Here is a 12,636-nt window from a genome sequence, read left to right on the forward strand (position 1 = left end):
GAATTGGCCCAAGCAACTGTTTAGCAAAAACACAGGTCTATGCAAAACCGAAAGGTGAAGTATATGGGCTGACGCCTGCCCGGTGCTGGAAGGTTAAGGGGAGAGGTTAGCGCAAGCGAAGCTTTGAACTTAAGCCCCAGTAAACGGCGGCCGTAACTATAACGGTCCTAAGGTAGCGAAATTCCTTGTCGGGTAAGTTCCGACCCGCACGAAAGGCGTAATGATTTGGGCACTGTCTCAACAATGCACCCGGTGAAATTGAAATACCAGTGAAGATGCTGGTTACCTGCGCCAGGACGGAAAGACCCCATGGAGCTTTACTCCAGCTTGATACTGGGATTCGGTATTGCATGTACAGGATAGGTGGGAGGCTAAGAAGCGGTAACGCCAGTTGCCGTGGAGCTGCTGTTGGGATACCACCCTTGCAGTACTGGGTTTCTAACCAGCGGCCTTAAACAGGTCGGGGGACAATGTCAGGTGGGGAGTTTGACTGGGGCGGTCGCCTCCGAAAGGGTATCGGAGGCGCTCAAAGGTTCCCTCAGAATGGTCGGAAACCATTCGAAGAGTGCAAAGGCAGAAGGGAGCTTGACTGCGACACCGACGGGTGGAGCAGGTACGAAAGTAGGACTTAGTGATCCGGTGGTATAAAGTGGGATTGCCATCGCTCAACGGATAAAAGCTACCCTGGGGATAACAGGCTTATCACTCCCAAGAGTTCACATCGACGGAGTGGTTTGGCACCTCGATGTCGGCTCATCGCATCCTGGGGCTGAAGTAGGTCCCAAGGGTTGGGCTGTTCGCCCATTAAAGCGGTACGCGAGCTGGGTTCAGAACGTCGTGAGACAGTTCGGTCCCTATCCGGCGTGGGCGTAGGATATTTGAGAGGAGCTGTCCTTAGTACGAGAGGACCGGGATGGACTGGCCGCTGGTTGATCTGTTGTTCCGCCAGGAGCATAGCAGAGTAGCCAAGCCGGGACGGGATAAACGCTGAAGGCATCTAAGCGTGAAGCCCCCCTCAAGATGAGATATCCCAACGAAAGTTGTAAGACCCCTTGAAGACGACGAGGTAGATAGGACAGAGGTGGAAGTGTGGTAACACATGGAGCTGACTGTTACTAATAGGTCGAGGGCATAACCAAGTAAGGTGGATAGGTAAGATGTTAAAAAGTTTCTTATATGCAGTTTTGAAGGTACATGTACCTAATATTCCTCGATAGCTCAGTGGTAGAGCATTCGGCTGTTAACCGAAGGGTCGTAGGTTCGAACCCTACTCGGGGAGCTAAAACCTGTAAGTATAATACTTACAGGTTTTTTTGTATAATAAGAAATTTACTTTCTTATTATATAAAACCCTATGCCAAGTTGTTAAAAACTTAGCATAATATTAACGTCTTTAAAGCTTCAAAAAACAACCACATTTATGTTAAAATAATTAAAAGATGCTGGGGCGAGTCCCAAGGTCGTTAAGCGAGTCTCAAGATCATTAAAATAGTGTTTGAAAAGGTATTTTATTAAAGGATACATATTAATTAATACATATTAAATATAGAAGAAAGGCGTTTATGGGATTACAATTATATCAAAAAAATTTACTGGAAAAACTAAAAGAGTCATTAGGAGCTGTGTTGCCGATCATAGGCATTGTGCTGGTGTTATGCTTTAGCATTGCGCCCATTCCAAACAGCGTCCTGATGACTTTTGTTGTTGGTGCGGTTCTCCTGATCATCGGAATGATGTTCTTTACACTTGGAGCAGAGATGGCGATGACTCCTATGGGAGAACGAATAGGAACGAAACTGACCAATACAAGAAAGATAAGTGTAGTGATAGTGCTGTGTTTTATCCTTGGCTTTATCATCACCATATCAGAACCGGATCTTCAAGTATTGGCTGAACAAGTTCCATCCATTCCCAATTACACGCTGATTATTGCAGTAGCAACAGGAGTTGGAATATTTCTTGTAGCCGCAGTACTTCGAATGTTATTTGGAATTCCACTGGCACATATGCTTTTAATTTTGTACCCGATCATATTCATTTTGGCAAGCATTGTTCCACAAGATTTTCTGACAGTGGCATTTGATTCGGGCGGAGTAACAACAGGACCTATGACAGTACCATTTATTATGGCGTTAGGAATCGGATTTTCAGCAGTTCGAAGTGATAAACATGCGGAAAATGATAGCTTTGGTCTGGTTGCATTGTGTTCAGTCGGACCAATTCTGGCAGTATTGCTGCTTGGCTTACTTTACCACCCAGGGGGAAGTGGATACGAACAGACAATGATTGTGAAGACCGATAATTCAGTAGAAATGTGGCAGCTTTTTCAAGAAGGGCTTCCTTATTATATAAAAGAAATGCTGATCTCTTTACTGCCAATTATTTTATTTTTCTTCATTTTTCAGATTGTATCATTACATCTTCACAAAAAGACGTTGGTAAAAATTATTATAGGAATCATTTATACATACATAGGTCTTGTACTTTTCCTAACAGGGGTAAATGTGGGATTTATGCCGGCAGGTAATTATCTGGGTCAAGTGATTGCGGGGCTTTCCTATCCATGGATCATCGTGCCGATTGGTATGCTGATCGGTTACTTTATCGTAAAAGCGGAACCAGCAGTATATGTATTAACGGAACAGGTAGAAGAACTGACTTCCGGAGCCATTTCCGCAAAAGCAATGGGAATGAGTCTGTCCATCGGAGTCGCATTCTCTCTGGGACTGGCAATGGTGCGGGTGCTTATCGGCATTTCGATTTTGTGGTTTCTGCTCCCAGGATACGCAGTAGCCCTTGGATTAACATTTTTCGTGCCCAAAATATTCACAGCAATCGCATTTGACTCAGGAGGCGTAGCATCCGGACCGATGACAGCAACATTTTTACTGCCATTTTCAATGGGAGCATGCGAGGCGCTAGGTGGAAATGTTGTGACAGATGCGTTTGGAGTGGTAGCTATGGTAGCAATGACGCCGCTTATAACAATTCAAATCCTTGGACTGATCTATCAGATTCAGGAACAGATGAAAGAAAAACAGGCAGCAAAAGATTACACAAGTATAAAAGTATGCATAGAAAATCTAGACAATGTAGACAATCAAGAAATCATTGAGTTGTAAACAGTCGAGTTGTAAACAGGGATAGAGATTTTTACAAGGCGCATATTAGTGAAGATGGAAAATGTTTAAGAAAATTAGAAAGTTCGGAGATAATTTATGAGTAGATTATATATGATAGTGACGATTACAGACCGGAACCGAAAGAAGAAATTTGAAGAATTTTATAAGAAAAATGAGCATATGGTTTTCTTTACAACATTGGGACGTGGAACCGCAAATAGTGAGATGTTGGACTATTTCGGATTGGAAGAATCAGAAAAGGTCGTAATTCTATCGGTGGTAACAGAAGAAACGTGGAAGAAACTAAGGCGGGAAATGATTGTAAAGATGCAGATCGATGTGCCGGGAACCGGAATTGCATTTATCGTGCCACTCAGCAGCATCGGCGGAGAAAAAACATTACATTTCCTGATACAGAGCGAGAAATTTGAACGGGAGGAGGAGTCCACTTTGAAAGAAACAGAATATGAATTATTAGTAGCAATTGCCAATCAGGGGTGCATCGACACCGTGATGGACGTGGCGAGAAGTGTAGGAGCCGGAGGCGGAACCGTGATCCATGCGAAAGGAACCGGCATGGAAACAGCAGAAAAATTTCTTGGCGTATCACTGGCGGCAGAAAAAGAAATCATATTGATCGTCACAAGAAAGAAACAGAAAAATGCAATCATGAAAGCCATGATGGAGCAGACAGGACTTGACAGCAAAGAAAAAACAATTATATTTTCCCTGCCGGTCACAAGCACAGTAGGACTTAGAATGTATATAGATGAAATGGATATGGATGAGGAAGAAAAAGACAGATAATTCGTGCGTAATGATATTCAATTTCAGTTATAATGAGAACAAAAATCAATAAGCCTGCTCAAGTGAGCAATAATTATCAATAAGGAAAAAGAAGTGGAAATGAAAAAACAAATGCGTTACAATTTAGTGAATTCAAAGTGATGATATAGTACTGAACCAAAAAGTACATATCACATATACTAACATCATATAAGAACCTAGAAGTAGAAAGAAAGGCAGGAGACAAAAGATGTCAAACATTTTAAAAGGCTTAAAAAAAGTAGATGGAAAGAAGACAGGAATCTTTGCAGCAGGAGTATTATTCGGAACTGCAGGAATCAAAGTTCTGTCCAGCAAGGACGCTAAAAAATTATACACAAACTGTACAGCAGCAGTTTTAAGAGCAAAAGAGTGTGTGCTTAAGACAGCAGCTACAATTCAGGAAAATGCAGAGGACGTATATGCAGAAGCACAGCAGATCAACGAAGACAGAGCAGCAAAAGAAGAGCAGGAGTACGCAGAGGCAGTAGCAGCAGAAGAGGCTGAAGAAGCAGAGGAAGCAGCAGAAGCTGATGAGACAGATTTTGCTGAAGAGACAGCCGAGTAAGAACGCAGATAAGACAGCAAAGTCAGACAGGTAAGTAAGACAGCTAAGTCAGACAGCAAAGTCAGACAGGTAAGTAAGACAGCTAAGTCAGACAGCAGGGTAGTTCAAGGAGAACTAGCATAAAAATTATTGTGATAATTATAAAAATGTAAGGAAAAATCAGGACACCTGTGGTTAAGACTGCAGGTGTCTTGACAAGTTGTAAGAGAATCAACAGCAAGCGAATCACAGCAAGAGAATCAACAGCAAGCGAACCACAGCAAGCGAACCACTGCGAGCGAATCACTGCGAGGTAAGCAGAGAAGGAAGAAAGCAGGGAAAGAAGGAAAATATACATGAAATTTGTAATCAAGCATGAGATTAAAGGCAGGATCCGTGCCCATGCTGTACAGTACAGAATGACATTTGAGCAGGCAGACCGGATGCAATATTATCTGGAATCCCAGGATATGATTACATCTGCAAAAGTACAGAACCGCACGGGAGACTTTACGATCTGTTACAAAGGCGACAGAGAGAAAGTAATCAAACTGCTTCAAACATTCCGTTATGAGGAAGTTGACATTCCGGAAAATTATGCACAGAATTCCGGACGCGAACTGAATCAGGAATATTGGGATAAGTTAGTTGAAACTGTAATCTATCATTATGGAAATAAATTATTTTTGCCATATTCGGTCAGAGCATGTATTACAGCAGTAAAATCTGTGAAATATCTTTGGATGGGTGTGCGTACACTGGCAAAAGGCAAGATTGAAGTACCGGTACTGGATGCGACCGCAATCGGAGTATCTATGTTCCGCGGAGATATCGCAACTGCAGGATCCGTCATGTTCCTGCTTGGAATCGGCGAAATACTGGAAGAGTGGACACACAAGAAATCCGTTGGTGACCTGGCAAGAAGCATGTCACTGAACATCAGCAAAGTATGGCTTGTCAGCGACGGTCAGGAAGTATTAGTACCATTTTCATCTGTAAAGAGCGGCGACCGGATACGCATCCACATGGGAAATGTAATTCCATTTGACGGAACAGTTGTGGAAGGCGAGGCAATGGTCAACCAGGCGTCTTTGACTGGAGAGTCCGTGGCAGTACGCAAGATAGAAAATGGAGAAGTGTATGCCGGAACGGTTGTAGAAGAAGGCGAGCTTACTATACGTGTAAGAGAGGCAAATGGATCAAGTAAATTTGAGAAGATCGTGACGATGATCGAAGAATCCGAGAAACTCAAATCCGGACTGGAAAGCAAGGCAGAACATTTGGCGGATAAACTCGTTCCATACACATTGGCGGGAACAGGTCTTACCTATCTTCTTACAAGAAATGTAACAAAAGCACTGGCTGTATTGATGGTAGATTTTTCATGCGCACTGAAACTGGCCATGCCGATTTCCGTATTGTCTGCAATCCGTGAGGCAAGCAGCTACAACGTCACAGTTAAAGGCGGAAAATATCTGGAAGCAATGGCAGAAGCAGACACCATCGTATTTGACAAGACAGGAACACTGACAAAAGCACAGCCGACAGTCGTAGATGTCGTACCATTCTGCGATAAGACACCAGACGAATTGCTGAGAATCGGCGCCTGCCTGGAAGAACATTTTCCACACTCCATGGCAAAAGCAGTTGTAAATGCAGCACAGGACAAAGGGCTTATCCATGAAGAGTTCCACTCAAAAGTAGAGTACATCGTGGCACACGGCATTTCCTCCAAAATCAATGATCAAAAAGTTGTCGTTGGAAGCTATCATTTCGTATTCGAAGATGAAGAGAGCCAGATCCCAGAAGGAATGGCAGAAAAATTCCAAGAACTGCCATCCGAATACTCACATTTGTACATGGCAATCGAAGGAAAACTGGCAGCAGTCATCTGCATCGAAGACCCGCTGAGAGAAGAAGCACCACAGATTATCAAAAATCTGAAGGCAACAGGCATCAGCAAAGTAGTCATGATGACCGGAGACAGCGACCGCACCGCAAAAGCAATCGCCAAACGAGTAGGCGTGGACGTATATTACTCGGAAGTATTGCCGGAAGACAAGGCAAACTTCGTAGAGCAGGAAAAAGCCGCCGGACGAAAAGTCATCATGATCGGAGACGGAATCAACGATTCACCGGCACTATCCGCAGCAGATATCGGAATCGCAATCAGCGACGGCGCAGAGATCGCCCGCGAAATCGCAGACGTGACTATGAGCGGCGACGACTTGAGCGAGATCGTAACACTGAAGCTGATCAGTAATAAATTAATGAAACGAATTCACAAAAATTACCGCAACATCGTAGGATTCAACACCGCCCTCATCATACTCGGCGTCACCGGAATCCTACAGCCAACCGTATCAGCACTACTTCATAACACATCAACCCTGTACATCAGCCTGAAAAGCATGGAGAACCTGCTGGAAGAAGAAACAGAAGCGAGAGAATGTATATAGGTAGAAAAGCGCCAGTTCAGAAAGAATTGGCGTTTTCTTCGTATGTTAAAAGTGCGTAAAAGAACAAATTGTACAAAAACATTCCACAATTCCAAAAAGGGACAGGTTAGAAAATCCGGAAACCCAAATAAAAAAGAAAAGTAAAAATACACACAATTCAAAAGGGACAGGTAGAAGTCTGTTTGGGGACGGGGTTTTTTCAAAAAAACCCCGTCCCCAAACAGAAATTGACACCCTTTGTCTATTGCAAATATTGTCAAAACATGGTAGTCTTAATCAGTAATAAAAGGTAGTCAAGAAATAAGACTAATTAAATACTATTTTTGCAGTGCATGAAATAGTGATAACGCAGATTGATAATTTTTCCACCTTGTGTACAAGTCAAAAGTATCAGGTGGTATTTGTGCTGTAAAAAATAAGTGAAATTTATATACAAATTTTATATCTGATTTTTGATTATCCGCATAAACACTATACTTTCAAGCATTTTGAAATATAGGAAAGCACTCATTTTACCACGAATTTACCACGATTGAATGAGCCTTGATATGACGTAAGAATTTGAAAAGGACACCGTATAGTTTGGTGTCCTTTTACATGAAAATCATTAGTCGCTATTGATTGTTATTATACATTTTGTTAATTGTTCTTATTTCTTTTACGTTTTTTACCGAATAAAACAGCTAATACACCGGTTGAACCAGCAAACATAGAAGTAAACAATCCTACGTTTGTCATATCACCTGTTTTTACAGGGTTCTTTTGTCCGCTAGGCTTTGTTGGAGTAGTTGGCTTGCTCGGTTTCTGTGGCTGTTGTGGACTTACAGGTTTATTTGTTGCTTTTTCTTTTACGGTAACTGTAATTGTTTTTTCAGTAATTGCACCATTTTTATCTACTACACGGAAAGTTACATGATAAGTGCCAGCCTTAGAAGTATCTACATCATTTGCAATAATGTTATCTTTTGTTAAAATAATCGTTCCGTCCTCTTTATCTGTTGCTGTCACATTTGCCAATGGATCGAACGTATCGCCTACATTCAATGTAACATCATTTGCTGAAATGATTGGAGCAGAGTTAAGGTCGCCTGTATTTTGTTTCACAGTTACAGTAATCGTTTTTTTAACAGAAGCTCCGTTTTTATCTGTTACTTTATAAGTCACATGGTAAGTACCAGCCTTAGAAGTATCTACATCATTTGCAACAATATTATCTTTTGTCAAAGTGATAGTTCCGTCCTCTTTATCTGTTGCTGTTACATTTGCCAATGGGTCGAAAGTATCGCCTACATTCAATGTAACATCATTTGCAGAAATAGTTGGTGCTGTATTATCTTCTCCTTGTGAGTTTAACGATAATTCTACTTTTAAAACAACGTTTCCGTCTTTATAAGTACCGCAATCATACTCATAAGTAACTGGTTTTTTTACATCATCTACCGTTATAATTCCTGTATCTTTATCTAAAGTTCCATTTGCAGTAACTTTTACTTTTGAAATATCTATTCCTTGTTCAACATCTTTTTTTAAGTCGATTTTATTCCCTTTAATATCAATATAACCGTTGCCTACAAAAGCATGATTATTTTCAAGAACTTTATTCTCTCCGACATTTAACCAGTATAAATCATCGCAAATTAATTTTTTAATTTTTGTGTTTTTACTTATATCAAGACCTCTTATCCCTTGTTCAAAAATTTCACCGCAACGTAGCATTTCAAGTTCTAAATTATTGCTTAAATCTAATTTTTTAATAGTTGTATCATGACAAAAAAGGCGTGTCAGTTTTGTGTTTTTTGTTACATCTAATTCAGCTATATTTGTCATATAACATGATAGTTGTTTCAAATTAGGGTTCTTACTTATATCAAGTGTTTTTACTTTTGTATCTCCTATATCTAAAGTGACTAATTGCGGATTATGTGTGACATCAAGTTCCATTAATCCTGTATTGCTACAAGATAGTTGTTCTAAGTTAGGATTGTTTGTTACATCTAAATTGGAAATAGAGGTACTATCTGCAAATAACGTATTCAATTTTTCATTCTTAGATACATCAAGACTGTTAATTGATGTATTATCGCAAAGGAAAGCTTCCAAATTCGGATAACGTGTTAAATCAACGCTTCCTACTTTTGAAGAACGACAATCTAATCTTTTTAAAGATGAGTTTTTAACCGGACTTAAGTCTGAAACAGAAGTCGTAGAAACATCTAAAGACTGCAAATTTGTTAGATATTGAATACCCTCTAATGAAGATATCGTTTTCATACCATGTAAGTTTAAGAATTGGGCTTTTGATATTTCATCAACAGATAACACACTATCGCCGTCTTTATCAAATTCTGCAATGATTTGTTCTCTAAATACTTTGTCTGGAAAATGTGTTTCATCAATAGCAATGCTTCCAGCTTTTACTTCTGTATTTTTGCTTGCTTCAACGGTCTTATCTTCGGTAACCACTTCTTTTTCTGGTGTTGCAGGTGTTTCCTGTTTTGTACTTTCTTCTTTTAAAGTTTCTGCATTTTCAGCAGTTTCTTCCTGTTCCTTGTCTGTTATATTCTCTTGTACTTCTGCGTTTTCTGTTTTCTGTTCCACAGGAACTTGCTCTGTCTTGTTTTCTTCTACAACGGCTTCCTGCACAACTTCTGTGTTTTCCTGTGCCATGACAGGAGTAGGAAGCCCTGTAAGTGCAGTTGTTGTTCCAATCATCAATGCGGAACTTACTGCAAGGACTTGTTTTTTCTTCATAGTTTGTTCACTCCTTATTTTTCATAAATTCTTTGCATAGAAAAACGCACAAACTCCCCTTTATAACTGGATAATCTGTGCGTTCTGTTTATTATTGATAGAATTGAAAAAAGGGCAGAATTTACTTGTCTGTCTGTCTGTCTGTCGCAAGCGTAACAATGTGTGAACATGACTGTCAACCCTTTCTTTCAAAAAAATTCAATCCTTGCTTCTATACAAAAAACATTATACTGGAAACAAACACCTCTTTCAATCTTTTTATGCGTGCAAGATAAAAAAATTGAGACATCACACTTTTCCTTTTTTCCTCTTGAGTACCCACAACAGAAAAGAAAAAGCCCTGTCAAGAGCTTGCCACCATTGGTGGTGCTTTGCACTCTTGATCGGGCTTTTTGTTTGCTGTATCTTCTCGCAAGAGGAAAAAGATTACTCGTCCTCATCATCAAAATGGTTATTTCTTAATACTTCCCGTAACAGTTCCATATCCTCTTTTGAGTTCGGATTTATCATTTTCACGACTTGATAAGGTGTCCTATATTTATGTCCCTCTATGCTTTCCCCAAACATATCCATACTGTATAAATCATCATAGCGGTCTAGTAATTTTTGAAACTTCAAATGCTGGATAAATTCTTTGATTGGGTAAAGGTCGGACGCTTCAATGCTTTTCCCGTTGATATAGTCTGTAATGTATTCCCGTAACTTTTCCAATTCATATTCCAGCCATTCTTCCTCGCTGTCAAAGAAGTTATCATAGTGTCCGTGTTTCAGTTCTGCATTTAGACGTTCTTCTGTTCTTAAAAACTGACAGACTTCTTTTTCAGACTGATTGACATACTTCCATTCTCCCGATAATAATTCATTCGGCGTTACGTCCAGCACTTCCATTATCTTTTCCAGCGTTTCATAAGCAGGATAGTTCAACCCTCTTTCAATCTTGGAAAGGCTCTGCATATTGATACCGATTTTGTCCGCAAGTTCCTGTTGTTTCATTCCCCTAAATTTTCTTATGGTCTGTATATTATTTCCTAAATGGCTTATTTTCATTGCACAACCCTCCATATCTCGTTATATCTTCACTGTTATAAGTCTATCATGCTTAATATGATTTGTAAAGACAAAAAAAGATATTGACAAATAAGCATATAAGAATTACTATGCTATTGTGAGTGAATAAGTACAATAGAATGAAATACAAAAACATTCAAAAAGAAATCCCCATCTGATTAAACCCGTAGATATGAATATTGGTTGAAATGGAACTTGTTAGAAAAGGCAAAACAGGACTTGCTGACAAAGTATTTCTGACACGGTGGCGGAAGCCTCTCAGGCTTACCGCCATGACATCTTGTGTCAAGGGGAAGAAATGCTTTGTCGGCTGGCGAGCCTGCGAGCCTTGACTGTGCCCCCGTTATCTAACAGGGGGGCACTATTTCACAAAAGACAAGTCAAAAACCATACAACCCCAAACCTGTGAGTAGTAATGAGAAGTTTTAAGAAGATAGTAATTTCACATTCTTTTGAATAGTGGTTTACAGGTATTTCAAGGCTGTTGTGGGATTGGAGGAATACAATGAACAATTTAGAATTTGCACTTGAAATGAAGAACAAACGTCTTGCAAGCGGTCTTTCACAAGGAGAACTTGCAAGTCTTACCCATGTATCAAGATATAGTATCAACCGCTTTGAGAACGGAAAAGCCAACGCAAGTAAAGAAACACAGAACATTATCCTGCGTTGTCTGAATTACTATGTCTGTGATAAGCCTTTTTATCTGCTCGTTGATTATCTGTCTGTCCGTTTTCCAACGACTGACGCATTAGAAGTTATCCGAAAGGTGCTTGGCATGAAAGCGGACTATTTTATCCATTATGACTATGGGTATTATGGCTATAAGGAGCATTATGCCTACGGGGAAATCAAGGTCATGGCTTCTGATGATGAACACATGGGTGTATTTTTAGAATTAAAAGGGGCAGGCTCACGCAACATGGAATATGTCTTACAGGCACAGAACAGGGATTGGTATTCATTTTTAAACCGCTGTCTTGACTGTGGCGGTGTTATCCGACGTTTTGACTTGGCAATCAATGATATGTGCGGTCTGCTGGATATTCCCGTTTTGTCTGAAAAATACAAAAATGGCGGTGCGGATTGTCGCTGTAAAAACTATGAAAATGTACAAGGTGGAAAACTAAGCGAAAAAAAACGTAATTTAGCAAGTACCCTTTATATCGGCTCAAAGGCAAGCACAAAATATTTCTGCCTGTATGAAAAACAAAAGGAGCAGGCAACCAAAAAGAAACATACGGATATTATCAACCGTTTTGAAATTCGTCTGCGTGATAAAAAGGCAGTACAGGCAGTTGAGGAATTGTTATTGACATATAACCCTCATGGGTTGGTGTTTTACCTTATTACTGATTTTGTGCAATTTCCCGATTATCCGCTGTGGGAGATATTCATTTCCCATGACAGTTTACCTTTTGAAATGAACCCCGTACCTGTCAATATGGAACGCACTCTGCAATGGCTGGAAAGACAGGTCATGCCGTCAATCGTGATGATAGAGGAAATCGACAGGCTGACAGGCTCAAACTACATGAAAATGATTGATGAATGTACCCACCTTTCCGAAAAACAGGAAATGCTTGTAGAACAGATGTGTACGGATATAGCAGATGTAATCGAAAGTGAGGGGGTGTTTTATGAGTAATGCACAGGATATTCCCGTATGGGAAAAATATACCCTTACCATTGAAGAAGCGTCAAAGTATTTCCGTATCGGAGAAAACAAGTTAAGACGCTTGGCAGAGGAAAACAAGGGCGCTGGCTGGCTCATTATGAATGGCAACCGCATACAGATTAAACGCCGACAGTTTGAACAGGTTATTGACAAATTGGACGCAATCTAATGCAAATGAGCCTTGTA

At 40.3% G+C, this 12,636-nt stretch carries 8 protein-coding genes, 1 tRNA gene and 1 rRNA gene (1 of these 10 cut by a window edge); 8 read left to right on the top strand and 2 right to left on the bottom strand.

Annotation, left to right across the window (positions count from 1 at the left end):
* The 6 genes from NQ560_RS02470 to NQ560_RS02495 all read left to right on the top strand — a co-directional run.
* A 23S ribosomal RNA gene (locus NQ560_RS02470) occupies positions 1–1,139 on the top strand; it begins 1,750 nt to the left of the window's first position.
* A 68-nt stretch (positions 1,140–1,207) separates the two neighbouring features.
* Positions 1,208–1,279 (top strand) — tRNA-Asn (locus tag NQ560_RS02475).
* A gap of 283 nt (positions 1,280–1,562) precedes the next feature.
* Positions 1,563–3,122: a DUF1538 domain-containing protein gene (locus NQ560_RS02480; RefSeq protein ID WP_005336091.1), complete on the top strand. Its 1,560-nt coding sequence runs from the start codon at positions 1,563–1,565 to the stop codon at positions 3,120–3,122.
* 96 nt (positions 3,123–3,218) lie between these two features.
* On the top strand, positions 3,219–3,929 hold the full coding sequence (locus NQ560_RS02485) for a P-II family nitrogen regulator (protein WP_040015746.1): 711 nt from the start codon (positions 3,219–3,221) through the stop codon (positions 3,927–3,929).
* 229 nt (positions 3,930–4,158) lie between these two features.
* On the top strand, positions 4,159–4,515 hold the full coding sequence (locus NQ560_RS02490) for a DUF6110 family protein (protein ID WP_005336087.1): 357 nt from the start codon (positions 4,159–4,161) through the stop codon (positions 4,513–4,515).
* Positions 4,516–4,850: 335 nt separating this feature from the next.
* Positions 4,851–6,953 (top strand): heavy metal translocating P-type ATPase, encoded by a 2,103-nt coding sequence (locus tag NQ560_RS02495; RefSeq protein WP_005336086.1) that lies wholly within the window; start codon positions 4,851–4,853, stop codon positions 6,951–6,953.
* A gap of 639 nt (positions 6,954–7,592) precedes the next feature.
* On the opposite strand, the gene NQ560_RS02500 is transcribed toward NQ560_RS02495, so the two are convergent.
* A complete protein-coding gene (locus tag NQ560_RS02500; protein WP_005336085.1) occupies positions 7,593–9,704 on the bottom strand; it encodes an immunoglobulin-like domain-containing protein in 2,112 nt (703 codons plus the stop codon).
* 426 nt (positions 9,705–10,130) lie between these two features.
* The gene (locus NQ560_RS02505; protein ID WP_004610984.1) at positions 10,131–10,766 is read right to left on the bottom strand and encodes a helix-turn-helix domain-containing protein; all 636 of its coding nucleotides are present in this window, start codon (positions 10,764–10,766) and stop codon (positions 10,131–10,133) included.
* Between the two features lie 511 nt (positions 10,767–11,277).
* Here NQ560_RS02505 and NQ560_RS02510 point away from each other — a divergent pair.
* Positions 11,278–12,420, top strand: a complete 1,143-nt coding sequence (locus NQ560_RS02510) for an XRE family transcriptional regulator (protein ID WP_005336080.1) — start codon at positions 11,278–11,280, stop codon at positions 12,418–12,420.
* Complete coding sequence (locus NQ560_RS02515; protein WP_005336079.1) at positions 12,413–12,619, top strand: excisionase; 207 nt, start codon at positions 12,413–12,415, stop codon at positions 12,617–12,619. The genes NQ560_RS02510 and NQ560_RS02515 overlap by 8 nt, the downstream gene beginning before the upstream one ends.
* Positions 12,620–12,636 lie beyond the last annotated feature (17 nt).

This window comes from Dorea formicigenerans, assembly GCF_025150245.1.
In the GTDB taxonomy this organism is placed as follows: Bacteria; Bacillota; Clostridia; order Lachnospirales; family Lachnospiraceae; genus Dorea; species Dorea formicigenerans.

Coding starts and splice junctions, on each gene's coding strand:
- NQ560_RS02480 (WP_005336091.1), top strand. CDS start 1,563: ATGGGATTACAATTATATCAAAAAAATTTACTGGAAAAACTAAAAGAG.
- NQ560_RS02485 (WP_040015746.1), top strand. CDS start 3,219: ATGAGTAGATTATATATGATAGTGACGATTACAGACCGGAACCGAAAG.
- NQ560_RS02490 (WP_005336087.1), top strand. CDS start 4,159: ATGTCAAACATTTTAAAAGGCTTAAAAAAAGTAGATGGAAAGAAGACA.
- NQ560_RS02495 (WP_005336086.1), top strand. CDS start 4,851: ATGAAATTTGTAATCAAGCATGAGATTAAAGGCAGGATCCGTGCCCAT.
- NQ560_RS02500 (WP_005336085.1), bottom strand. CDS start 9,704: ATGAAGAAAAAACAAGTCCTTGCAGTAAGTTCCGCATTGATGATTGGA.
- NQ560_RS02505 (WP_004610984.1), bottom strand. CDS start 10,766: ATGGAGGGTTGTGCAATGAAAATAAGCCATTTAGGAAATAATATACAG.
- NQ560_RS02510 (WP_005336080.1), top strand. CDS start 11,278: ATGAACAATTTAGAATTTGCACTTGAAATGAAGAACAAACGTCTTGCA.
- NQ560_RS02515 (WP_005336079.1), top strand. CDS start 12,413: ATGAGTAATGCACAGGATATTCCCGTATGGGAAAAATATACCCTTACC.